This is a genomic window from Acetobacter oryzoeni, assembly GCF_004014775.2.
Classification (GTDB): Bacteria; Pseudomonadota; Alphaproteobacteria; order Acetobacterales; family Acetobacteraceae; genus Acetobacter; species Acetobacter oryzoeni.
The window spans coordinates 1,905,447-1,929,971 of the sequence record NZ_CP042808.1; the positions used below are offsets into that span (position 1 = coordinate 1,905,447).

At 55.4% G+C, this 24,525-nt stretch carries 21 protein-coding genes and 1 other RNA gene; 19 read left to right on the forward strand and 3 right to left on the reverse strand.

The genetic code is table 11. The features are described 5' to 3' along the window. Position 1: 1 nt before the first annotated feature. Both EOV40_RS08760 and EOV40_RS08765 read right to left on the reverse strand, forming a co-directional pair. Positions 2-655, reverse strand: a complete 654-nt coding sequence (locus EOV40_RS08760) for a hypothetical protein (protein ID WP_128105682.1) — start codon at positions 653-655, stop codon at positions 2-4. Positions 656-678: 23 nt separating this feature from the next. After that, complete coding sequence (locus EOV40_RS08765) at positions 679-951, reverse strand: DUF2312 domain-containing protein (protein ID WP_003623048.1); 273 nt, start codon at positions 949-951, stop codon at positions 679-681. Between the two features lie 95 nt (positions 952-1,046). Here EOV40_RS08765 and zwf point away from each other — a divergent pair, with 95 nt between their 5' ends. Together zwf and EOV40_RS08775 are read left to right on the forward strand one after the other, a co-directional pair. Then, positions 1,047-2,681: a glucose-6-phosphate dehydrogenase gene (gene zwf / locus EOV40_RS08770; protein ID WP_128105683.1), complete on the forward strand. Its 1,635-nt coding sequence runs from the start codon at positions 1,047-1,049 to the stop codon at positions 2,679-2,681. After that, positions 2,678-3,124, forward strand: coding sequence for a hypothetical protein (locus tag EOV40_RS08775; RefSeq protein ID WP_050818287.1), 447 nt, complete (start codon positions 2,678-2,680; stop codon positions 3,122-3,124). The genes zwf and EOV40_RS08775 overlap by 4 nt, the downstream gene beginning before the upstream one ends. A 15-nt stretch (positions 3,125-3,139) precedes the next feature. Here EOV40_RS08775 and EOV40_RS08780 read toward each other — a convergent pair whose 3' ends face one another. After that, the gene (locus tag EOV40_RS08780; RefSeq protein ID WP_128105684.1) at positions 3,140-4,198 is read right to left on the reverse strand and encodes an alpha/beta hydrolase; all 1,059 of its coding nucleotides are present in this window, start codon (positions 4,196-4,198) and stop codon (positions 3,140-3,142) included. Between the two features lie 60 nt (positions 4,199-4,258). On the opposite strand from EOV40_RS08780, the gene rnpB reads away from it, so the two are divergent. From rnpB to ftsZ, 17 genes are all read left to right on the forward strand, one after another. Then, positions 4,259-4,686, forward strand: an RNA gene (gene rnpB / locus EOV40_RS08785) — RNase P RNA component class A. 288 nt (positions 4,687-4,974) lie between these two features. Beyond that, positions 4,975-5,460, forward strand: coding sequence for a division/cell wall cluster transcriptional repressor MraZ (gene mraZ / locus EOV40_RS08790; RefSeq protein ID WP_128105685.1), 486 nt, complete (start codon positions 4,975-4,977; stop codon positions 5,458-5,460). Further along, positions 5,457-6,464: a 16S rRNA (cytosine(1402)-N(4))-methyltransferase RsmH gene (gene rsmH, locus EOV40_RS08795; RefSeq protein WP_128105686.1), complete on the forward strand. Its 1,008-nt coding sequence runs from the start codon at positions 5,457-5,459 to the stop codon at positions 6,462-6,464. Before mraZ ends, rsmH begins: the two co-directional genes overlap by 4 nt. Before the next feature lie 4 nt (positions 6,465-6,468). Further along, complete coding sequence (gene ftsL / locus EOV40_RS08800) at positions 6,469-7,464, forward strand: cell division protein FtsL (RefSeq protein WP_128105687.1); 996 nt, start codon at positions 6,469-6,471, stop codon at positions 7,462-7,464. Positions 7,465-7,496: 32 nt separating this feature from the next. Further along, a complete protein-coding gene (locus tag EOV40_RS08805; RefSeq protein WP_050818291.1) occupies positions 7,497-9,515 on the forward strand; it encodes a peptidoglycan D,D-transpeptidase FtsI family protein in 2,019 nt (672 codons plus the stop codon). Continuing rightward, a complete protein-coding gene (locus EOV40_RS08810) occupies positions 9,512-10,981 on the forward strand; it encodes a UDP-N-acetylmuramoyl-L-alanyl-D-glutamate--2,6-diaminopimelate ligase (protein WP_128105688.1) in 1,470 nt (489 codons plus the stop codon). Before EOV40_RS08805 ends, EOV40_RS08810 begins: the two co-directional genes overlap by 4 nt. After that, positions 10,978-12,363, forward strand: coding sequence for a UDP-N-acetylmuramoyl-tripeptide--D-alanyl-D-alanine ligase (locus tag EOV40_RS08815; RefSeq protein ID WP_128105689.1), 1,386 nt, complete (start codon positions 10,978-10,980; stop codon positions 12,361-12,363). Before EOV40_RS08810 ends, EOV40_RS08815 begins: the two co-directional genes overlap by 4 nt. After that, positions 12,363-13,457, forward strand: a complete 1,095-nt coding sequence (mraY, locus tag EOV40_RS08820; RefSeq protein WP_050818294.1) for a phospho-N-acetylmuramoyl-pentapeptide-transferase — start codon at positions 12,363-12,365, stop codon at positions 13,455-13,457. The genes EOV40_RS08815 and mraY overlap by 1 nt, the downstream gene beginning before the upstream one ends. Then, positions 13,454-14,869, forward strand: coding sequence for a UDP-N-acetylmuramoyl-L-alanine--D-glutamate ligase (gene murD, locus EOV40_RS08825; protein WP_128105690.1), 1,416 nt, complete (start codon positions 13,454-13,456; stop codon positions 14,867-14,869). The genes mraY and murD overlap by 4 nt, the downstream gene beginning before the upstream one ends. Positions 14,870-14,876: 7 nt before the next feature. Continuing rightward, complete coding sequence (locus tag EOV40_RS08830) at positions 14,877-16,040, forward strand: FtsW/RodA/SpoVE family cell cycle protein (protein ID WP_050818296.1); 1,164 nt, start codon at positions 14,877-14,879, stop codon at positions 16,038-16,040. After that, positions 16,037-17,185, forward strand: coding sequence for an undecaprenyldiphospho-muramoylpentapeptide beta-N-acetylglucosaminyltransferase (gene murG / locus EOV40_RS08835; RefSeq protein ID WP_128105691.1), 1,149 nt, complete (start codon positions 16,037-16,039; stop codon positions 17,183-17,185). The genes EOV40_RS08830 and murG overlap by 4 nt, the downstream gene beginning before the upstream one ends. Continuing rightward, the gene (gene murC / locus EOV40_RS08840; RefSeq protein ID WP_128105692.1) at positions 17,182-18,615 is read left to right on the forward strand and encodes a UDP-N-acetylmuramate--L-alanine ligase; all 1,434 of its coding nucleotides are present in this window, start codon (positions 17,182-17,184) and stop codon (positions 18,613-18,615) included. The genes murG and murC overlap by 4 nt, the downstream gene beginning before the upstream one ends. Next, positions 18,612-19,556: a UDP-N-acetylmuramate dehydrogenase gene (gene murB / locus EOV40_RS08845; RefSeq protein ID WP_128105693.1), complete on the forward strand. Its 945-nt coding sequence runs from the start codon at positions 18,612-18,614 to the stop codon at positions 19,554-19,556. Before murC ends, murB begins: the two co-directional genes overlap by 4 nt. Next, positions 19,553-20,491, forward strand: coding sequence for a D-alanine--D-alanine ligase (locus EOV40_RS08850; protein WP_128105694.1), 939 nt, complete (start codon positions 19,553-19,555; stop codon positions 20,489-20,491). Before murB ends, EOV40_RS08850 begins: the two co-directional genes overlap by 4 nt. Beyond that, positions 20,488-21,450 carry a cell division protein FtsQ/DivIB gene (locus EOV40_RS08855; protein WP_050818301.1) on the forward strand — a complete coding sequence of 321 codons (963 nt, stop codon included), beginning with the start codon at positions 20,488-20,490 and terminating at the stop codon, positions 21,448-21,450. The genes EOV40_RS08850 and EOV40_RS08855 overlap by 4 nt, the downstream gene beginning before the upstream one ends. Beyond that, positions 21,443-22,879 carry a cell division protein FtsA gene (ftsA, locus tag EOV40_RS08860; RefSeq protein WP_050818302.1) on the forward strand — a complete coding sequence of 479 codons (1,437 nt, stop codon included), beginning with the start codon at positions 21,443-21,445 and terminating at the stop codon, positions 22,877-22,879. Before EOV40_RS08855 ends, ftsA begins: the two co-directional genes overlap by 8 nt. 86 nt (positions 22,880-22,965) lie before the next feature. Continuing rightward, on the forward strand, positions 22,966-24,480 hold the full coding sequence (gene ftsZ / locus EOV40_RS08865) for a cell division protein FtsZ (protein WP_128105695.1): 1,515 nt from the start codon (positions 22,966-22,968) through the stop codon (positions 24,478-24,480). Positions 24,481-24,525 lie beyond the last annotated feature (45 nt).

The following is a 24,525-nucleotide window of genomic DNA, read 5'->3' on the forward strand; positions in this document are numbered from 1 at the left end:
CTTAATCGTTTGCCGGATTTTTTCTGGGCCAGTTCAGCACAGGTTCTGCACGGCCTGTATGCTCATCAATACGCGGTATCCGCACAGATGGATGCGGCTGCGGAGCCTCATGAGAAAAATCAGGCCGATATGGTGGCTGATTGGCATCTGGCGCACGCTGCCGGCGGAGTATTTCTGCGCCAGTTTCTGCGCGTGGCGCTTCTGGTTCGTGCCACGGCATGCGGCGCACTACCGGCTTTGCCGGGTCTGGCGCAAGATGCGGTGTTGGCGGGGCTTCCTCTCGCGCTTCATACGCATCAGAAACCTTAGGGGTTCGCAGTTCAGGAAAAACGGGCACAGCGCGAGGTGCCGCAGGAGGTTTTTCAACCTCCGGCGGACGCACCTCTTCCACCACCACGCCGGATGATGTGCTGCTGCTTCGCTCTGCCATGCCAGACAAGGTAGGCTCCTGATACGCAGGAGCACCCCGCACGGCCTGCGCACGCAGTTCGGCCTGAATTTCCTCCAACTGGAGAGAAATCTCACCCAAGCGCCCTTTTACCCCAAACACGGCAAAAGGCATCATCATGAAAGCAAGCGCGAACAACACACCAAAAGCCAGAACCAGAAGCTGGCCCCAGACAGGCATCCAATCAGGAAAAGACAGAGACATCATGGGAAATAGACCCGACTAGCCTTTTACATACCCAATGCGCGGCGGTAGATATCCAGCAGTGTTTCCTGCTCTTCCACTTCTGCCGGTTCCTGCTTCCGCAGGCGGATAATCTGGCGGATAACCTTTACATCAAACCCGGCAGACTTTGCTTCTGTAAAGATATCCTTGATATCTCCGGCCAGAGCCTTGCGCTCTTCTTCCAGGCGTTCAACACGCTCAATAATGCTTCTCAGCCGATCTGCGGCAATACCGCCAACAGCTGCATCTTCATCCCCGGAAATGCGTTCGCCATCCATGCTTCGGCCTCCTCATTTATATACAAACACCCAACACTGCGCAGGCAGAACCTGCTAACATTGCCAGATAGTGAAGCGCGGGCTTATCGCGCCACGTGTATGTGGTCAATGATGCAGCACATCAGAACCCCTTGCAAACACGCGGGCGGCCTTCCATAAGCACTGCACCCTGTTCCTGTTCCGGGCCTTTTGCCCGCAAACCACGACTTTTTTACGGCGGGCATCCCCCTCCGGCTGACCAGCGAGACCCCTGCATCATGGCTCTTGTGAACCGCACGGAACCTTTTGACTTTGTCATCTTTGGCGCGACAGGTGATCTGACACGCCGAAAACTGCTGCCTGCTTTTTTGCGCCGCTTTCATGCCCGCGAATTTGATCAGGAAGCACGAATTATCTGCACAGCACGGTCTGAGTTAAATACCGAGCAGTTTCGGAACCTGTGCAGCGCCACCCTGCACGAATTTGCCCCTGACATTGCCAAAGACACAGAAACACTCAACCAGTTTCTGGGCCTTCTGACCTATGTATATCTTGATGCCACGGAAGAAGGCCCTCACTGGCAGGAACTCAGCGCCACCCTCCCCGATGCAGAGCGCACAAGGGTTTTCTATTTTGCCACGGCACCCGCGCTGTATTCCGCCATTTGTGCTGGAGTTTCCCAGCATAACCTGATCACGCAGCACACGCGGGTGGTGCTGGAAAAACCCATTGGCACAGACCTGCAATCTGCCAATGAGATCAATGAAGGTGTAGGACGTTACTTCTCTGAAGATGCCATCTACCGGATTGACCACTATCTGGGTAAGGAAGGCGTGCAGAACATTCTGGCCTTACGCTTTGCCAACCCCGCGCTGGAACAGTTGTGGTCTTCCGAAGCGATTGCTCATGTGCAGATTACCGCCGCAGAAACAGTAGGCGTGGGTGATCGCGGCTCCTATTATGATAAATCTGGCGCATTACGCGATATGGTGCAGAACCACCTTTTACAGGTGCTATGCATGGTGGCCATGGATGCACCAGCCTCTCTCCGTGCTGATGATTTACGGAACGAAAAACTGAAAGTGCTCAACGCCCTACGCCCCATGACACCGGATATGGTGCGTAAAAACGTTATCCGTGGGCAATACACCGCAGGCCGCGTAAAAGGGGAAGATGTTCCCGGTTATGTAGAAGACCTGAAAACGGGCCGCCCGAGTGATACCGAAACATTTGTGGCCATTCGCACAAAAATTCGTACGGCGCGCTGGGGCAACACACCTTTTTACCTGCGCACAGGCAAACGGTTAGCCACCAAAACCACAGAAATTGTTATCCAGTTCCGCCCGCAGGTCTGGCCTATTTTTACCAATATGCCTTCTCCCGGCCGGTTGGTCATCCGCATTGCCCCGCATGAAGAACTCTCACTTGTTCTGGCAGCGCGAGACCCCGGTGCTGGCGGATTCAGAGTGCGCAACGCCACACTGCACATGTCTTACGAAAACGAATTTGCCGTGCAGTATCAGGATTCCTACGAACGCTTGCTGCTAGACGCTGTGCGCGGAGACCCTGCCCTTTTCATCCGGCGAGATGAAGTTGAGGCATCATGGAAATGGGTCGAGCCTATTCTGGATTCATGGCGCTATGCGCTTACCCCGCTGGAACCCTACCCTGCAGGCAGTTGGGGCCCTGCAACCACCCGTGCGCTTCTGGCGCGTGATGGTGCCCTTTGGCACGAAGATATGCTGACATGAACACACCCTCACCCAAAATGACTGGCCGTGGGCCATTTGCAAAACGCACTCTGCGCCAACATATCCTGCGGCGGCTGGCAATTGTTCTGCCTCTTTCCCTTATGATGATCCTGCTGGCCAAAACCGGCACGCTCGATCGGCTGGTGGATTCCTATACCTTCAAACCCGCAAGCTGGTTTGATGATACGGCCTTGGTGCGCCACCTGCGCCTGAAGGTCACCCATAACGGCATGACGCATGATCGGCCGGATTGCCTGCTGTTTGTGGTAAACGGAAACGATGCCCCCACCGCATCACGCATTGATGTTATGGAAAAGCATTCCGGCACCTGCCCCGGCCCGAAAGATGATTTGCCCAAACTGTTCACTTTGCGCGTGGATAGGCTGAACCGGCTTGTATATTCAGATCAGGGCTCACCGGGCGTGTTTCATCCCATTCCGTAATGGGCCTGGCCGGTTTTACCCGGCAAAGGCTTTCTTCAATGCCTTGCCACCCAACCGCAAAGCCGCCTTGCCATGCGGCATAAAGGCGTAAAAGTTCAGGAATGCATGCAGGGCACCGGGGTAACAGCGATATATCACCTTAACCCCAGCCTTTTCCAACGCCTGCGCATAGGCTGCACCTTCATCACGCATCGGGTCACATTCCGCTGTAATAATAACGGCTGGTGGCAAACCTTGCAGATCCGGGTTTAAGCCCGGCACAAAGCGTGGATGCTTCCAGTGTTCAGGCTTTTGAATATACTGATCTCCATACCATTCCATTGAGCGACGAGAGAGGAAATAGCCCTTTTCATACGTTCGATGCGATGGAAAAAGCTTCTCTCCATAGAGCGATGGATAATACAGCACCTGCATAACAGGTTGGGGCCCCAGCCCGGCGCGCCCATCCTGCGCCAGAACAGCGGCTAAATTTCCGCCAGCACTATCCCCCGCCACAGCAACCTTACCGCCCCAATACCGGGCAGACGCACCAGCCAGCCATTGCAGGGCAGCCTGACTGTCATCAATAGCCGCAGGGAAAGGATGTTCTGGAGCCAAGCGATAATCGGGCAATAACACCGCCGCACCAGAGGCTCGCGCCAAGCGGCAGCATATCCCGTAATGGGAATTAAGCCCGCAGTGCACAAACCCGCCCCCATGCAAATACAATAAAGCGCCCCTTACCCGCCCATAGGGAATAAAAAGCCGTGCCCGCATAGGCCCCGCAGCACCGGGAATGGATAAAGTAACGACCCGTCTTATCGGCACAGATGAAAGGCGAAGTGGAAAGGAGGGCGTATCCATCGCTTTACGCAACCGCACAAGAAACGCAGAGATTTCCTGGGCTGCGTTATGGGGCCCGTCTGCTTCAGGCGCATCTTTTTCCGCACGCTTGCGCGTGAGCTGCTCTTGCCATCTGATACAGCGCAGCAAAAGCCGGGATGGAAGATTAGGCCGTGCGGGCATAGAGTTTTGAGGCACATCAGAAAAATCAGACATAGCGACCTGATTAGCGGCAATTTTCTGCATCGTCATGCCTTCATAACATCAGTTGCGGCTTGACCTGAACGCAAGCCCGACGCAGGGTGCGCTCCGTCAGGTGGTTGGGCGGTCGCTGTCCTGCTCTTTAACGGGTGGGAGAGAGGAAAGTCCGGGCTCCACGGAAGAACGGTGCCGGCTAACGGCCGGCGAGGGTAACCTTAGGGAAAGTGCCACAGAAAACAGACCGCCTTCCGGGTCTGACTTTGTAAAATCCTTATGGGATTTTATGGGACAGGCTGAAGGTAAGGGTGAAACGGTGCGGTAAGAGCGCACCGCTCCGCTGGTAACAGAGGAGGCACGGTAAACCCCACCGGGAGCAAAACCGAATAGGAACGGCAGAAACCCTTGTGGTTTCGGGGGTTCTTCCGCCCTGCCGTTCGGGTTGGTTGCGAGAGGCATGTTGCAAAACATGCCCTAGACGAATGACCGTCCAGCCTCTTTACAGAGGTGGACAGAACCCGGCTTACAGACCACCTGACACTCTCTTTCTGACTAATCCACTGTGTTTTCACACCAAAAACAGAACATAAAAAGAACAGAAAACGGCAATCTTTTGTTTGCCGCCACAAAATCAATACATTCGTGCCAGAAATCTTTTCTGCATGAATACTTAAATAATGGCGGTTTTCTGCTGTTTTTTCTGTCATTTTAATTTGCGTCCCATAACATCCCATGCTATCCCATACCAGACCACAAGTGTGGTGAAGGCGGTTCTGTTCCCCGCTGAATTGCGAACGGAAAGGCTGTTTCTGCAAAGGCTTCTGACGTACGTGGGCGTATTTCTCGGCACGCATGAAAATCGATTCGACGCCAAGGGGCGCATTTCGATTCCTGCCGGGTTCCGTTCAGTGCTCAAAACGCAGCAGACGGAAGGTGACGCGCTGATGATTCTCCGCCCCTCCCATACCCTGCCATGTGTTGAGGCATGGCCTGCCGTTGCTTTTGCACGCCTGACCGAACCGCTTGATCGGCTGGACATGTTTTCTGATGAGCATGATGATCTGGCTGCCGCTCTGTATGCCGATGCCTACCCCATAGATCCCGACCGTGAAGGCCGCATTATTTTACCTGATTTTTTACGTGAACATGCCGGGCTGGCAGAAAGCCCAACGGCTGCCTTTATGGGTGTTGGCCGTATCTTTCAGATCTGGGAGCCTCAGGCCGCGCAGCAGCGCCGGGCAGAAGCACGCCAGCGTTCACGCCGTGTGAGCATTCCGGCTGCAAATGGTGCAGAGCCAAAAGGGCGTAATGCATGAACGCTCTTTCTTCCTTCACGCACCCTGAAACGGCTCAGGGCCACATTCCGGTTATGTTGGCAGAGGTTCTGGAATATCTTCATCCCGCAGATGGTGAGCGTATTCTGGATTGCACGTTTGGCGGTGGCGGCTACAGCTCCGCTATTCTAAAAAGTGCTGATTGCAACGTATGGGGCATTGACCGTGACCCGGACGCCATTGCGCGTGGGCAGGTATTAAGCCGCGCATTTCCCACAGCAGATGGCGGATCTCGCCTTCACTTACTGCAAGGTAGCTTTGGCAATATGCAGGCGCTTGCAAGTGCTGCAGGTATCTGCACCTTTGATGGTATTGTGCTGGATCTGGGTGTGTCCTCCTTCCAGTTGGATGAAGCCGACCGTGGCTTTTCCTTCCGTATGGAAGGCCCGCTGGATATGCGCATGGAAAAATCCGGCCCCTCAGCAGCAGATATCGTCAATAAGGCACCGGAAGCAGAGCTGGCAGATATTTTCCATTTCTATGGGGAAGAACGCCACGCGCGCCGCCTTGCGCGCGCCGTTGTGAATGCCCGTTCGGCAGCGCCTTTCCAGACCACAACGCAACTGGCTGAGCTCGTGCGGTCTGTGATCCCCAAAGATCGCTCCGGCATAGATTCCGCTACACGCGCCTTTCAGGGGCTGCGTATCGCCGTGAATGATGAACTGGGCGAAATTGAACGCGGGCTTGAACAGGCGCTGGATATGCTGGCGCCGGGTGGGCGGCTGGTTGTTGTTTCCTTCCATTCACTGGAAGATCGTATCGCCAAGCGTATGGTCCAACATGCCACGGGCAAGGATAAAAGCTTTTCGCGCTATGACCCCCGTGCCGCCGGAACACCAGCGCCGCAGACGGACTTTGTAGCCCTTACGCACAAAGCCCGGCGGCCCAGCGATACTGAATGTAGCCATAATCCTCGCGCCAGAAGTGCACGGCTGCGCGCTGTCATGAAACGTGCATCAACCCCTGCTTCCGTAAAAAAGGGCTAAGTCCATGATCCCCCGTCCATTTACATGCTGCTGTGCGGTTCTGGCGATTGCATCTGGCTTTTTCCTTTATACAAAGAAGCATCAGACCACCCTTCTCGATCAGCAGATTTCTCAGATCGTGAAGGAAACGGAGCACGTTCGCACACAAACATCCATTCTGCGCACGGAATGGGCTTTGGAAAACCAGCCTGAACGCCTTGCCCAACTTGTGGCACGGCATGAATCTGGTTTGCAGACCATGAATCCAACGCAGTTTGTGCGTATGGCTGATTTGGAAAGCCACCTTCCTGCCGTTGCAAAAGATGCTCTGCCCCAAGCCCCGGCATTGGTTGCTGATAAATCAACCAACATTACGCCACCACCGGTTATGGCACCCCCTGCGCATACACCGGCTCCGGCTGTTGTGGCCGATGCGCGCCCTGCGCACGTCATCCCACCAGCAGTCATTCATTCGGCGCGCCCTGTGGCTGCTCCTACTGTTGTGGCGGATGTGCCGCATGTTGCAACGGAACCCACCCTGCACCCACGCGCAACATCTGTGGCCGATGCAGCATCTGTTTTGCATGCACCAGTCACACATCATGATCACCCACATGCTGTGCCGGAACCTGTAGCTGCACCGGTACGTGTTGCGCAGGTTGCCGACCCCGCTACACCTGCCCGCCCTGTACACCATATGGCAGTTGAAACCCCACGCCCACAGGTTGTTGCTTCCGCCAATGCGGATGATGATGCGCCTGTAGCTCCGGTTCGCCATAGCCTTACGCGGGCAGCATCTCCGGCTATTCGGCACGTAGCGCAGGCTTCGGACGATGATGCAACGCCAATTCGGCACCCACTTCCGGTTGCGGCAGCCAGTTGGCACGCCACGCGCCCTCATCGTGCATCTTCTGCACCTTCCAGCTATATGGAAGCACGCGCTACTTCCAGCTATAGCAGCGGCTCTCTGCTGAGCCGTGGTGGTGATGCGCTGCCGGCTCCGGTTCCGGTTGCCAACTGATTTTTTGTGGTTAAAGGCCTTTCTGACCTGACATGTCTGTCTCCCCCAATGACCCCGACCCAACGCGCACAGTAGGTGTTACGGGGGACGATCTGCGCGCCCGCGCACATCGGGACCAAATGCATGTAAGGCTTTTGGGTGTTGCTGGCGGTTTTTGCCTGATTTTTGCTGTTGTCGCTATCAAGCTGAGTATCGCAACAGTTATTCACCCTATGGCGCCGGAAAAGCGGCAGATTGCACCGCAGGTTCCTGAAATTCCTAAAATTGACCCCAGGGGCAGCCTTGCTGGGGATTTCTCGCTACCGCAGGTGCATCGCGCTTCTATCGTAGATCGCAATGGGCAGACCTTGGCGCTCTCCCTGCCTGTTGCGCAGGTGTATGCCAACCCGCAAGAGTTGATTGACCCCAAGGATGTTGCACACAAACTCAAATCCATCCTGAAGGATCTGGATGAGCAGGAAACCGCTGATCGCCTTTCCCGCCCCAAACAGTTTGTTTACATTGCACGCAACATTTCGCCCCAGCAGGAACTGGCCATCAATAATCTTGGCATTCCGGGTATTTATTTTGAACCGGGCGAAAGACGGCATTATCCGCTAGGCCGCATGGCCGCCCAGATTATGGGTACTGTTGATATTGATGATCACGGCGTGGCCGGGATTGAAAAATACTTCGATAAGCGCCTGCTTTCTGATCGTCGCCCCCTTCATCTGTCTTTGGATATTCGTGTTCAGTCTGCTGTGCGTGAAGAAGTGGCAAATGCCATGCAGACCTTTCAGGCCATTGGGGCCTGCGGCATTGTGATGGATGTGCGCACAGGTGAAATTATTGCCATGGTCAGCCTGCCTGACTTTGATGCCAATAATTTTGCCCATGCCACCAATGATGAACGCTTTAACCGCGCCGTAACCGGTTTGTATGAGCCCGGTTCCACCTTTAAGCTACAAACAACAGCCATGGGGCTGGAAACGGGCACTATCCATATTTGGGACCGGTTTTCATCCGTACCATTGCATATCGGGCGCTTTACCATCCGCGATATGAAGAGTGACCATTTTTCTCCGTGGCTGACACTGCCCGAAGTGATGGCTTATTCTTCCAACCCGGCAGCGGCACATATTGCGTTGGATGTTGGCGGCAAAAAGCAGTCCGAATGGCTGCGTTCGATGGGGTTTTTCTCCCCCGTCCCGGTTGAACTGCCAGAAGCTGCACGCCCCTTGGTGCCGCATCAGTGGGGCATTGCCACGGTCATGACAGTCGGGTTCGGGCATGGTGTGGCTGAACCTCCATTGGCCATTGTGCGTGGCACTGCGGCCACGGTTAATGGTGGCATTCTGGTAACGCCTACCTTGCTGGACAAGGAAGACCCAGCCAATGCTACAACCAGCGCGCCGGGCATAAGCCCGCAATTTGCCAGCGGCATCCAGAACGCCGCGCTGGAGCAAAGCGTGGAAGATGACACCCCAAGTAGCGCGGTGGATGCTCCTGTCACGCCTGCTGGCCCACGCATTCTTTCTGAAAAAGTATCCAGCCTTCTACGCCGCCTTCTGCGGTTGGATGTTACCCACGGCACAGGGCGTACTGCAGAATCTCCGGGGTATTTTGTGGGTGGTAAAACCGGCACGGCAGAAAAGATTGGCCCACATGGTGGCTACCTGAAGCACGTGAACATTTCGGCGTTTACAGGGATCTTCCCCATGAATGCACCGCATTATGCCGTGTATGTCATGCTGGATAGCCCCAAACCTACTCCGCAAACCCATGGCTGGACAACAGCAGGCTGGAACGCTGCACCTACTGTTTCCAAAATTGTTTCACGCATTGGGCCCATGCTCCAGATTTTTCCCGATACAGAGCATGCTGAGCAGATTGATGCGCAAATGGCTCTGCCCATGCATCCTGCGGTGCCACGTGGCGTAAGGCCACTTGGTCCGGGGAATGATCCGGGAGACCCACGCAAAGCCGAAGCTGAACATAAGGCTGAAAAAGAAGCACTTAAACGCGCCATGGCTGAACGCAAAAAAGCGGCTGCGGAGGTTATGGACGAATGAGCCTTTCCCTCTCCACCCTTCTTGCGACTGCAGGGCTTCCAGCCCTACCTGAAAATCCTGAGATTTCTGCCATTACAGCGGATAGCCGACAGGTAAAGCCGGGCACAATTTTTGCCGCTTTGCCGGGCGTTAAAACCGATGGCCGAACCTTTATTGCCACAGCCGTGCAAAATGGTGCGGCAGCAATTTTGGCACCTGCAGATACACAGTGGCCAACAGATGTACCCGCCTGCCCGCTTATCCTGGCACCCAACCCGCGCCATGCACTGGCACTTATGGCCGCTGCTCTGGCAGGGCCTCAGCCACATCATCTGGTGGCCATTACCGGCACAAATGGCAAAACCAGCACTGCAGATTTTATTCGCCAAATCTGGGCGCTACAGGGTTTTAAAGCCGCTGCCATTGGCACGCTTGGCCTGACCGGGGCGGAAAATACTTCCATTTCATTTCCCGCGCTTACAACGCCAGACCCAGTTGCCCTTGCCAATGGGCTGGCAGCACTTACCCAAGCCGGGTTTAACCATGTTGCGCTGGAAGCCTCATCCCACGGGTTGGAACAGGGACGGTTAGATGGCCTCCGGCTTGCTGCGGCCGGCTTTACCAATCTGACGCGGGACCATCTGGATTATCATCTGACCATAGAAGCCTATCGCACAGCCAAACTGAAGCTGTTTGATACCCTTCTGCCAGAACATGCCATTGCCGCTGCCAATGCCGATATGGATGCACAAACGCTCCAAGCTATCCGTACTATTGCAGCCCGCCGGAACCTGCGGCTGAGACTGGTTGGTGAACAAGGCACAACATTACGCCTTGTGGCACACAATGCCCTTCCTGCCGGACAGGAACTGACCATTGAGCACAATGGCCATACCAGCACGGTTCTTCTCCCTATTCCGGGGCGCTTTCAGGCAGATAACGTATTGCTGGCTGTAGCTCTTGCTGCGCAGGATGATGCCGAGATTGCACATATTCTGCCCCTTTTGCCGCAGCTTAAAGGGGTTCGGGGGCGGCTGGAACGTGCAACCGTTCTGCCCAATGGAGCCTGCGCGTATGTAGACTACGCCCATACTCCAGATGCGCTGGCACGGCTTCTGGCATCTTTGCGCCCCCACGCACGCGGCAAGTTGGTTGTTGTTCTGGGTGCCGGAGGTGATCGTGATAGTGGCAAGCGCCCTCTTATGGGTCAGGAAGCCATTAAAGGTGCAGATATTGCCATTATTACGGATGACAACCCACGCACAGAAAATCCCGCATCTATTCGTGCAGAAATAAAAGCCGGTGCCCCGCGGGCGCTGGAAATTGCAGATAGAAAACAAGCAATAGCAGAAGCTCTTTCCATGCTTAAAGCAGACGATGTGCTGGTTGTGGCCGGCAAAGGCCATGAACAGGGACAGATTATAGGCAATACCATTTTACCGTTTGATGATGCCGCCGTGTTGCGCACACTGGCGGGCCATCCATGAGCCTATTGTGGACGCGGGAAGAACTGGAAACCGCAACGGGTGGAACGTTTTTAGGGCATACCTCTGTTTCTGTTACCGGTATTTCCATTGATACGCGCACCCTTGCCCCCGGAGACCTGTTTATTGCCCTAAAAGGCGATAACAGTGATGGGCACGCACATATTGCCACAGCGCTTGAAAAAGGTGCTGCGGCCGTTTTGGCGCATTCCGCCGAAGGGTTCTCAGACCCGCGTATTCTGCTGGTAGCAGATACCATGCAGGGCCTTCAAAAGCTGGCGCAGGCCGCACGGGCACGTTTTAAGGGTAAGGTTGTTGCCGTAACCGGCAGTGTGGGTAAAACCACCACCAAGGAAATGCTGCGCCTTTGCTTGGCACCTTCTGGCCTGACACATGCGGCAGAGGCCTCCTACAACAACCATTGGGGTGTGCCACTCACGCTTGCACGCCTACCGCGAGAAGCTGCTTTCTGTATCAGTGAAATTGGCATGAACCATCCGGGGGAAATTCTTCCGCTTGCCAAAATGGTGCAGCCTGATGTGGCCGTTATTACCACTATTGGTTCAGCACATTTGGGCCATATGGGCAGCTTGGACGCTATTGCAAAAGAAAAAGCTTCCATCATTACAGCTCTGCCCAAAGGCGGCATTGCCATTGTGCCGGACGATGCGCACGGCACACAGTTTTTTACTGCGGCGGCAGAAAAAGCGCAGGCTGTTTTGTGGCCTTGTGGTGTGAACCCTCATAGCACGGCACATCTGGCCCATTTGCATACTGGTGCTGACGGCTCGCGCTTTGATGTTTCCATTCAAGGCAAAACATTCAACGTTCATCTTCCAGCACCCGGCACGCATTTGGCACGCAATGCCGTTGCTGCATTGGCAACCTGTGCTGCGCTTGGCGCAGATGTTGCCAATGCAGCAGATGCACTAGCAGATTTCCGTCCCGGTAAGGGCCGTGGTGCCCTTATCCAAATTGCCGGTGGGGCCATTACACTGCTGGATGAAAGCTATAATGCCTCGGCGGCTTCCATCCGGGCTGCATTGGATGTTCTGCGCCATATCCCCGCCACACGCCGTATCGCCGTTCTGGGCGATATGCGTGAGTTGGGTGAATTTTCCATTTCCGAACATCAGGCACTTGCTGCTCCTGCTGCCAGTGCTGCTGACCTCGTTTTTTGCTGCGGATCCTACATGAAAACCCTTTTTGATGCCCTTCCGCCCTCCAAACAGGGCGCATGGGCAGAAAGTGCTGCCTTACTTGCTCCTCATGTCTGCGCGGCTTTGCGCAAGGGGGATGCCGTATTAGTGAAGGGTAGTTTAGGAAGCCGCATGCGGGACGTTATTGCTGCACTCAACGCACTTCCGGCAGTGGAGTGTGCCTAATGCTGTATATGCTGATTTCTCACGCCGCGCATGATGGACACATCACAATCCTGAACCTGCTGCGTTACATCACGTTTCGCGCGGGCTGTGCGTGTATGACAGCCTTGGGCATCAGCCTGCTTCTGGGCCGCCCGCTTATTAGAACGCTGCGCCGTATCCAGCGGGAAGGCCAGCCTATTCGCGCCGTTGGCCCCGAACGCCATATTCTGGAAAAAACCGGCACACCAACAATGGGCGGTGTGTTGATCTTGATTTCTCTGGTGATCTCCATGCTGATCTGGGGAGATCTGGAAAACGGCTTTGTGTGGGCTGTTATGCTCACCACTCTGGGGTTTGGCGCCATTGGGTTTGCAGATGATTACCGCAAACTGGCACGCCGCAACACGGATGGCCTTTCCAAACGTGCCAGACTTGGTGGCGAGTTTGGTATTTCACTTCTGTGCGGGTGGTGGCTGCAATCTCTCATGCCGCCAGAACTGGCAAACCATCTGGCTTTTCCGTTTGTAAAAGACCTTCTGTTGCCACTGGGTATTCTGTACCCCGTATTTGCCATGATCGTGATTACCGGCTTTGGCAATGCGGTTAACTTTACAGATGGGCTAGATGGACTGGCTATCGGGCCTGTTATTGTGGCCTCTTTGGTGTTTGCCATTCTTTCCTACCTGGTTGGCAACCACGTTTTTGCTGATTACCTGCAAATCCACGCCGTGCCCGGCACAGGGGAACTTGCCGTATTTTGCGCTGCCCTTGTTGGCGCTGGCCTTGGGTTTTTGTGGTTTAACGCCCCTCCGGCCTCGGTATTTATGGGGGATACGGGCTCTCTCTCCCTTGGTGGGGCGCTGGGTTCTCTGGCCGTTGCCATCAAGCATGAACTGGTGCTGTGCATTGTAGGCGGCCTGTTTGTAGCAGAAACACTTTCTGTGGTTATTCAGGTGTTCTGGTATAAACGCACTGGCCGGCGTGTGTTCCTTATGGCCCCGTTCCACCACCATTTTGAGAAAAAAGGGTGGGCAGAACCCAAGATTGTCATCCGGTTCTGGATTGTTTCCATTGTTCTGGGGCTGTGTGGTCTGGCCACGCTGAAACTAAGATGAACGGCTTTTCACCCTCCCTGTTTTCCGGGCAGCGCTTTGCTGTTTTCGGCCTTGGCAAAAATGGCCTGCCAGCCGTGCTTATGCTGGCGAGCACAGGTGCCACCGTACAGGTATGGGATGATAGTGAGGCCGGACGCAAAGGGCTGGCAGATGCACTTTCCACCCTTGCCCCTGATGTTGCCACACGTATTACGTGCAAGCCATTTGAAAGCCTGAATGGGTTTGAAGCGCTTATTCTTTCACCCGGTATTCCGCACGTTTTACCCAAGCCGCACCCTATTGCCCTTATGGCCAAGGCTGCGGGCATTCCCATTCTTTCCGATGCGGAAGTGCTTTATCGGGCTGTGCGTCAATCTGGCAGCAAGGCCCGTTTTGTTGGTATTACAGGCACCAACGGCAAATCCACCACCACCACTTTGCTGGCCCATATTCTGGCAGAAGCCAAACTGCCCGTAGCTGCTGGTGGCAACCTTGGGCCAGCCGCTCTGGCGCTGCCTTTGCTGCCAGATAACGGCGTATATGTGCTGGAAATGTCATCCTACATGCTGGAACGGCTGGATACCCTATGCTTTGATGCCGCATGTTTGCTGAACCTGACACCAGATCATCTGGACCGTCATGCAGGGATGGATGGCTACGCCCAAGCTAAAAAACGTGTGTTCACCGGCCAAACAGACACGGATCTGGCCGTTATTGGCGTGGATGATAAGTGGTGCCGCGCCATTGCCGCAGAACTGGAACACGGCCCTGCCAAATGTGAAACCATTTCCGGCACCAACCCTGCCTGTTCTTACTACGGCAAAGATGGTGCCATATGGCACCACAGCACACGCATAGCGCAAACCGGACCTAGCCTTCCCGGCACCCACAATGCGGAAAATGCTGCCGCCGCTATTGCTATCGCGCGTTTTCTGGCTGTGCCAGATGCAACCATTGCACAGGCTGTGGCCTCCTTTCCCGGTCTGCCGCATCGGCAAAAGCTTGTAGCCTCCTGCAACGGGGTGGATTTTGTAGATGACAGCAAAGCCACAAATGCAGATGCAGCATCTCGCGCTTTGGGATGTTATGAAAAACTGGTGTGGATTGCAGGCGGCACGGCAAAAGAAGGCGGCATTGCCTCTCTTGCGCCCTATTTCCCGCATATTGCACATACATTCCTGATTGGGCGGGATGCACCGCTGCTTGCCCAAACACTAAAAGAACACAACGTGCCTTTTACAATGGCAGAAACACTAGAAAACGCCGTGCCTGCGGCTTATACGGAAGCACACCGTACGCATACGCCTGTTGTGCTGCTTTCACCCGCCTGCGCCAGCTTTGATCAGTTTTCTGGGTTTGAGGCACGTGGCCTGCGCTTTCAGGAAATGGCGGATGAGGTTTGCGCCCGGCATGCGGGCATGACAGAGCAGTGAGAGACTGATGGCCGGTTCTTCCCGCACCGATGATTCCCCGTTTGGCCGCTGGTGGCGGAATGTAGACCGGACAACTCTGATCTGCACCTTTATCCTTATAGGTTTTGGCTACATCCTTATGCTGGCCGCCAGCCCTGCTGTGGCTGTGCGTATTGGCGCATCGCGCAATATGTTCATTTTCAAACAGGTGCTGTTTCTGGGCATTGCGGGTGTTATTGTGGTGGGCATTTCCATGCTTTCCCGCAAGGCTGTTCTACGCCTTTCCATGATAGGCGGGGTGCTGATGCTGGGGGCTACAGCGCTCACCCTTGTGCATGGCATAGAAATCAAAGGGGCACGGCGCTGGATTGCCCTGCCCATGATGTCTCTCCAGCCATCTGAGTTTTTGAAGCCCTGCTTTGCAGTTGTTACGGGGTGGTTGCTGACACAGCGCCGCGTTTCACGCTACTTCCCCGGTATGCTGATTGCCTTTGCCCTGTATGGGCTGATTGTGCTTTTGCTGAAATCTCAGCCAGACATTGGCATGCTTACGGTTATTACCGCCGTGTTTCTGGTGCAGCTCTTTGTAGATGGCCTCAATCTTATACTGGTTGCATTGGGCTTTGGCGGCATGATTGCCGCGGGTATTGCAGCATTCTTTATCTTCCCGCATGTACGTTCCCGCGTTGAGCGCTTTATGCACCCCGGCGTGGGGGATCATTACCAGATTGATACCGCCCTGCGTGCTTTTGGTAATGGCGGCTTACTGGGGCGCGGCCCCGGTGAAGGCCGTGTGAAAGATCTGCTGCCAGACGCACATGCAGACTTTGTATTTGCCGTGGCGGGAGAAGAATATGGGATGGTGGTGTGCATGCTCATCATCTGCGTATTTGGCGTCATTGTAGTGCGCACCCTGCTCCGCCTGATCCGTGAGGATGATCCGTTTGTTGTTATTGCCACATCTGGCTTGGTTACAGGCTTTGGTCTGCAAGCATTTGTGAACATGGCTTCTTCCTTGCATCTTATCCCCACCAAGGGCATGACACTGCCATTCATTTCCTATGGTGGGTCTTCTGCCATGTCAGTCGCATTGGCTATTGGCATGGTGCTTGCTCTTACACGGCAACAGCAGGGGCGCCCCCTTGCTGGCAATGGTTTTGTAACCACACTCAGACAATGGCGGTCAGCATGAGTTCACGTACTATCGTCATTGCCGCAGGCGGCACTGGCGGACACTTCTTCCCGGCCGAAGCTCTGGCAGACACATTGGCAGAACGTGGCCATCACCTTGTGCTCATGACAGATGGGCGCGCTGGCAAGCGTGAAAGTGGCGTATTTGCCCGTGGCCCGCAATATGTTCTCAGCGGGGCTGGTGTAGCCGGGCGTGGGCCAATACGTGCCATTCGTGCAGGCCTCACCCTGTTGGCGAGCGCATGGAAAGCACGCTCCATTCTCCAGCAGATCAAACCTGATGTTGTTGTAGGGTTTGGGGGTTATCCTTCCGTACCGCCTTTGCTAGGTGCGCGGCTGATCGGCCGTAAGCATCCTGCTCTGATTATTCATGAAGGCAATGCCGTATTGGGCAAAGCGAACGCGGTGCTTTCCCGCTTTGCGGATGTTATTGCCACGTCTTTCCCCTCTGTTGCCAAACTGCCCATTGGTGCGCGTACCGTGTTTACGGGTATGCCCGTGCGCCCCGCTATTGCCGCCCTTGCGGGTGAAGGATGGGTACCACCAGCTGATCATATCAATCTGCTGGTATGGGGTGGATCTCTAGGTGCGCGCATTTTCTCTCAGGTTGTGCCTGCGGCTATAGCCAAACTGCCAGAGGGCTTGCGCCAACGTATCCGTATTACGCAACAGGCACGGCAGGATGATCTGGATGCCGTGCGTACTGCCTATGCCGAAATGGGTGTGCAGGCACGCGTTGAATCCTTCCTGCAGGATGTGCCCGAACTTCTGGCCTCCGCCCATCTGGTTATTGGCCGTGCTGGCGGATCTTCCGTGGCAGAAATTACAACGGCGGGCCGTCCGTCCATTCTGGTGCCTTTGCCCATTGCCGCCAGCGATGAGCAGACAGAAAACGCCCGCGCCATTACAAATGCTGGAGCAGGCTGGATGATCCGCCAGCCAGACTTCACCTCTGCGGCTCTTGCCAGCCGCCTGAATGATCTTTTCACCGCGCCGGATGAACTGGCACAGGCAGCCCAAGCCGCTGCCACGCTTGCCCGCCCGGATGCAGCCCTCCGCCTGGCCGATATAGTAGAAGAATGCTTCACTCCTTCCCCTGCACCCGCCCATCCGACGACCTCCAGCGAGACGGAGACACGCGCATGAGAGCCCTCCCCCTTTCCATCGGAACCATCCATTTTGTCGGCATTGGCGGCATTGGCATGTCCGGCATTGCGGAGGTGCTGTGCCTGTTGGGCTATTCTGTTCAAGGGTCGGATATTGCAGAAAATGCCAATGTAAAACGCCTGCGGGCTGCGGGTATTCCCGTAACCATTGGCCATAAGGCAGAAAATCTGGGTAATGCACAGGTAGTGGTCATTTCCACCGCCGTGAAGCGCGACAACCCGGAAGTTGTAGCCGCACGCGCCAAACTGATTCCGGTTGTGCGCCGTGCAGAAATGCTGGCCGAACTCATGCGCCTGCGTTGGTCTGTTGCTGTGGGCGGCACGCATGGCAAAACCACCACCACCAGCCTTGTGGCTGCGGTGCTGGAAGCCGCCAAGCTGGACCCAACCGTGATTAACGGCGGTATTATTGAAGCCTACGGCACCAATACCCGCATGGGTAAAGGGGATTGGATGGTGGTTGAAGCTGATGAGAGCGATGGCTCCTTCCTGCGCCTGCCTTCCGTGATTTCCGTTGTCACCAACATGGACCCGGAACATCTGGACCACTGGGGCTCCCCCGAAGCCATGGAAGCTGCTTACGACCAGTTTGTTTCCAACGTGCCATTTTACGGATTTGCCGTGCTATGTATTGATCACCCAGCCGTGCAGCAGATGATCCCTCGCCTGTCTGACCACCGGATTGTCACCTATGGGTTCTCCCCACAGGCTGATGTGCGCGCAGAAAAACTGATTACCGACAAGCTGGGCGCCACGTTTGAAGTCACGCTGACAGACCGTGTGAGCCGCCGCACCCGCAAGGCCGGGCCTTTCCGCCTGCCCATGCTGGGTTCTCACAACGTGCAGAACGCTCTGGCTGCCATTGCCGTAGCAACGGAAATGGACATCAGCGATGATGTTATCCGTTCCGGTCTGGCCAGCTTCCGTGGTGTCAAACGCCGCTTTACCCGCACGGGGGAAGCCGGTGGCATTACGGTGATTGATGATTACGGCCACCATCCCGTTGAAATTGCAGCTGTGCTCAAAGCAGCCCGGCAAGCCGGGGCTAACCACGTTATTGCCGTTATGCAGCCGCACCGTTATTCGCGCCTGAAAATCCTGTTCTCAGATTTCTGCGCCTGCATGAATGATGCAGATACCGTGATTGTGTCTGATGTTTACGCTGCGGGTGAAGACCCATTGCCCGATGCCAGCCGTGACAAACTGATTGAAGGCCTGCGCGAACGTGGCCACCGCTCTGTTGTGCCACTTTCCAGCCCGGACCATCTGGCAGAAATGATCAACGCCATTGCCAAGCCGGGTGATTACGTTGTGTGCCTTGGTGCAGGCACCATTACCAACTGGGCACAGGCTCTGCCTGCACAGCTTGCTGTCCTGCAGGCTGAAGATAAGGGTGGCAACGCGGCATGAACAATCCGGCCTCCATGCAGGATATGGTCAAGCACGCCTTTGCCAATATGCGCGGAAGGCTGACACCACAGGCACCTCTTGGCCCGCGCACATGGTTTCGGGTTGGTGGGGCAGCGGAATGGCTGTTTCAACCTGCTGATGCCGAAGATCTGGCTGGTGTTCTGCAACGCCTCTCCCCCGAATTGCCCATAACGGCTTTGGGGGCTTGCTCTAACGTCATCATCCGTGATGGTGGATTGGAAGGCGTTGTTGTCCGTATGGCCCGTGGCTTTGCAGACATTACGGTAGAAGCTGATGGCATTATAGCGGGCAGTGCGTGCCTGGATGCCACAGTGGCCGAGCATGCTGCACAGGCCGGGCTTTCCGGGCTGGAATTTCTGGCCGGCATTCCCGGCTCTATCGGCGGTGCCGTGCGCATGAACGCAGGTGCTTATGGATCAGACATTGCCAATGTTCTGGACTGGGCTGAAATTATTACCCGTGATGGCAGCCTAATCCGGCTGGATAATGCTGCCCTGCGGTTTGGATATCGTCGTTCCGGCCTGCCGGAAGGTGCATTTGTTATTCGTGCGCGTTTACGTGGCACACCTGCAAACCCACAGGATGTTGCCAACCGTATTGCAGAAGTACGCGCTGCGCGTGAGCTTTCTCAACCCGTACGCGCACGCACGGGTGGCTCCACTTTCCGCAACCCGGATGCAGAAACATCTTCGCGCAAAGCGTGGGAACTGATTGACGCCGCAGGGTGCCGCGGGCTGCGCCACGGAGATGCACAGGTAAGCGAAAAACACTGCAATTTCCTTATCAATCTGGGCAATGCCACTGCGACTGATCTGGAAGGTTTGGGGGAAGACGTGCGCACACGTGTTGCCCAGAACTCCGGCGTTTCCCTGCATTGGGAAATCAAGCGATTAGGTAAAACGGAGGCATCTTCGCAATGAATGCACCAAAACGCGTAACCGTGCTGATGGGTGGCATGTCTTCCGAACGGGTGGTCAGCCTTTCATCCGGCCAAGGTGTAGCAGAAGCTCTGCGCAGCAAAGGGTATGATGTTTGCACGCTGGATGCCCAAGCAGATTTGGCCGCATTGGTTGAAACACTGAACACCCAAAAACCGGATGTGGTGTTTAACGCCCTGCATGGTCGTTTTGGTGAGGATGGCTGTATTCAAGGCATTCTGGACTGGATGGGTATTCCCTACACCCATTCGGGCATTCGGGCCTCTGCTACGGCTATGGATAAAGCCGCTGCCCGTACCATTTTCCAAACAGCCGGGCTGCCCGTGGCAGAAGGCATGGTGGTGGATATTGCCACCCTTGCCAATGCAGACCCCCTGCCCACACCTTATGTGGTGAAGCCGCTTAATGAAGGTTCATCCGTTGGGGTTTCCATTGTACGTGCTGGCTCCAACACGCGGGCTGATATTGTTAAAAACTGGACTTACGGCCCCCAGGCTCTTGTAGAAGCCTTTATTCCCGGCCGGGAAATTACCGTAGGAGTAATGGGCGATCGTGCCCTGACCATTACGGATATCACCCCTACCGGCACTGGGCATGATTTTTACGACTATGATTCCAAATATCAGGTCGGCGGTTCCGCCCATGTTCTGCCTGCACAAATTGATGCCGCCAGTGCTAAGCTGGCATTGGAAGTTGCCGTAAAAGCGCATCAGGCTTTGGGTTGTTCTGGCGCATCACGCTCTGATTTCCGGTTGGATGACACCAACCCGGACCAGCCGCATCTTGTTCTGCTAGAGGTCAACACGCAGCCGGGTATGACAGCCACATCCCTGTTGCCCGAACAGGCCGCCTATTGTGGTATCAGCTATCCAGAACTTTGCGCGTGGCTGGTTGAGCAGGCTACCTGCCGACAATGAGAGCACCTCCATCTCCTGCTAACAGGCCCTCCCGCATCGGGCTTTTTCTCAGGCGGCAAAAACGCCTGCTGCGCCCCATAGCCGGGCTGCTGTTTCTTGCAGCACTAGGTGGGGCCGGATATGTCAGCCTGAAAATCCCTGCCGTGCAGGAGCAGTTGGCTCCTTTGCGGGATAAGTTGCTGGGCACCTCTACCCTGCGCGTCACCAGTATTCATATTGATGGCGCACAGCTCACAAGTGAGCAAAGCGTTCGTGATGCGTTGGGTGTGGAAGTTGGAGACCCCGTGCTGGACTTTAGTGTTTCCGATGCACGGCAAAAGCTGGATACCCTGCCGTTTGTTGACCACGTCACCATAGAACGCCATCTCTCTGGCGAAATTGACGTGCATATTACAGAACGTCTGCCTTATGCAGTGTGGCAGCATCAAGGGCATTTTGAACTGATAGACAAGCAAGGCAACCGCGTGCCAGACCAAGGCATGACGGGTAAGGATGCTGAAGCCTTTACCAAACTGCCATTGGTTGTAGGTGATGGCGCAAACACATCGGCAGCCAGCCTGATTGATATTCTAGCCCAAGAGCCAGACGTTAAAGCCCATGTTACGGCTGCTGTGCGTGTAAGCGACAGACGCTGGAATCTGACATTACGCGATGGCGCGACCGTACTTCTGCCTGAAGGCGAGGAAGCACCGGCCATTCACAGGCTGGCAAAAATCAACGCCACAACACGGCTGCTGGATCGGCCTGTGCTGCTGATAGATATGCGTCTGCCAGACCGATTGACCATCAAGGAAAAACCGCCTGCAGTTCCACCTCCATCGGATGCAGGAAATACCACACAAGATGCTTCAGCCCCTGCTCCGCACAAGGCTGACACGCCCAAACCGGCCTCGCATCCTGTGCATCCTGCGTCTAAAGAAGCAAAAAAAGATAACCCGGAGGAAAACCCAGATGAGTGACCCCACGCGTTCACCCGCTTCCTCTGGCTTCAGTCTTTCTGATCGGCTGCATAAAAAGCGCACAACAGCAGCAAGCGGCTCTTCCTTGCTGATGAGTGGCGGGGAAAGTTCCCTCCCCTTGCCACCTAGTGAGAAAAATAAGCGGCCACATACATGGCGCAATGGCTACACGGCTGTTCTGGATATTGGTTCTACCAAAATTACCTGCCTGATTGGCAAAGGTGAGCCTAACGGCAATTTGCGTGTGGTGGGTTACGGATGGCGGCGTTCTGCCGGTGTGCGCAATGGCGCCATTACGGAACTACAGGAAGCAGAAGCAGCTATTCGGACCACCGTTGCGCAAGCCGAAACCATGGCTGAACGCTCCATTGACAAGGTGGTGGTAAACCTTTCATGCGGGCATCCGGCCAGCCGTCTGTTTAACGTGCGCTGGCCGATTGGTGGCCGCGTGGTTACGGAAGCTGATATCCGGCGCGTAGTCACGGAAGGTCGTATCCAGGCCACCGTTCAGGGGCGTGAAGTGATTCATACCCTGCCCATAGATTTTACCGTGGATGACACAGAAGGTGTTTCAGACCCGCGGGGGCATCTGTGCGAAACACTAAAGGCACGCCTACATATTATAGATGCGGCCACAACAGCCCTGATGAATCTGGAAACCGTACTCAGCCGTGCGGAACTGAAAATGGAAGCCTTGGTTTCCTCCCCTCTTGCATCTGGCCTTTCCGTGCTGGATGCGGATGAGCGGGACCTCGGCACCACAGTAGTGGATATGGGTGGTGGCACGACATCTCTGGCTGTGTTTGGTGAAGGGCAAATCCTGCATACCGCGCAAATTGGTGTGGGCGGGCTGCATGTTACGCGTGATATTGCACGTGGGCTCAGCACCTCTTTGGAAAATGCCGAACGCTTAAAAACCTTTTACGGCAGTGCCGATCTGGCATCCGATGTAGAAGACGAAGTTCTCACCGTTGAACTTCTGGGCAACGATGTGCCGCACTTTGAGCAGGTTTCTCGCGCACAGCTTGGCCATATCATCCGCCCACGTGTGGAAGAAACGCTGGAACTGGTGCGCGAAAAACTGGATGGCGCCGGCCTTGGCACTGCGGCCAGTGGGCGCATTGTTTTAACGGGTGGTGCATCCCTGCTAGATGGCATTCGCCCTATGGCAGAGCGCATACTTGGCATGCCGGTAAGTTCTGGACGCCCTTCTGGGGCTGGTTTTACGCGCTCTGTGCGCCTCGGCAGGCCCAAGCACATTGTTGGTTTGCCTGAAAATACTGCCGCTGCTGCGGGCTTTGCAACTGCTGCCGGGTTGCTGTGTTGGGCAGCCAGCGCAGAACGTCCTTTTGGAGACGTAGAGTTTCGGGAAGCAGCTCCTACCGGTTTTTTACAAAAACTCGTCGCTTTTATTCGAGAGAGGGTTTGATTTAGCTAACAAATTCTTGGTAATCTGAACGTAATCTTATTTCTCTAAGCATATACCGGTAAGCTGCAGCCGTTCGGGAGACACACATGACACTCAACCTGACCGTTCCACCCCAAACACATGCTGATTTTTCCCCAAAAATCACAGTCATTGGTGTTGGCGGTGGGGGAACGAACGCAGTTGACAACATGATTGCGTCCAACCTGCAGGGTGTTGATTTTGTTGTTGCCAACACAGATGCCCAGAGCCTTGAAAAAAGTCTGGCAGATAGCCGAATCCAGCTTGGCCCACATCTCACCCACGGTTTGGGTGCCGGTGCAAAGCCAGAAGTAGGCCGCGCGGCGGCAGAAGAAGCTGCAGATGAAATTGCCCGGTATCTGGATGGCGCTCACATGGTTTTTATCACCACCGGCATGGGTGGTGGCACGGGCACAGGGGCAGCCCCTGTTATTGCCCGCATGGCGCGTGAGCGGAATATTCTGACCATTGGCGTTGTCAGTAAGCCTTTCGCTTACGAAGGCAAACGCCGCGGGCGCGTTGCTGATGAAGGTATCAAGGAACTTCAGCAGTATGTTGATACGCTGATTGTTATTCCCAACCAGAACCTTTTCCGTATTGCTAACGAACGCACCACCCTGCGCGAAGCCTATCAACTGGCTGACCAGGTGCTCAACATGGGCGTGCGCGGCGTAACCGATCTGATGATGGACCGCGGTTACGTTAACTTGGATTTTGCCGATATTCGCAGCGTTATGGCTGAAATGGGCAAAGCCATGATGGGCACGGGTGAAGGCGAAGGTGAGAACCGCGCCGTAGAAGCTGCCGAAGCTGCCATTTCCAACCCGCTGCTGGAAGACACCTGCATGTCTACCGCAAAGGGCCTGCTGGTGAACGTAACCGGTGGCGAAGACATGACCTTCTTTGAAGCCGAAGAAGCGTTTAACCGTGTTTGCCGCGAAGTGCCTGAAGATGCGAACATGATCTTCGGTACTGTTATTGATGAAAAGATGAGCGGCCGTATCCGGGTATCCGTGGTTGCCACGGGCATTGATATGCCTTCCGATTCGGCAGATCGCCCGCATCTGGTTGCTGTTGAAGGTGAAGCTCAGGCAGAACAGCCGCAGGCTGCTGTTGGTGGTGCCGCTGCACCCGCGCCGGCAGCTTCTCCTGTTCCGCCCACAACCACGCAGGCTGCCCCTACCGCGCAGGCTACTGCCGCACCGCAACATGCTCAGCTCTTTCAGCCTGCTGGTGCCAATAATGTTTCTGCACCACCTGCACATACGGTGCCGGTGCAGGCTGCTCCAGCTGCCGCACCTAGCCAACCCCAGCAACTGCGCCCGGCTGTATCCCCCCGCGCCGGCTTGTTTACAGAAACACCACGCCAGCCTTCCGCAGCACCTCAGCAGCAGGAAGCACCCGCTCATCGTAGCCTGTTTGGCCGCGTAACCGGCGCGTTCCGTCGCAATGCTGCTGATGCAGCACGGCAGGAACCAAACGCTCAGCCTCGCCCGACCATCAGCCAAGCTGATCAGGGTTCTGGCCTGCGTTCTGGTGAAGGAGATTCCGGCCTGGAAATTCCGACCTTCCTGCGCCGTTAATTTTTTACACTTTACTCTATAAATGCGTCGCCTTTCACGAGGCGG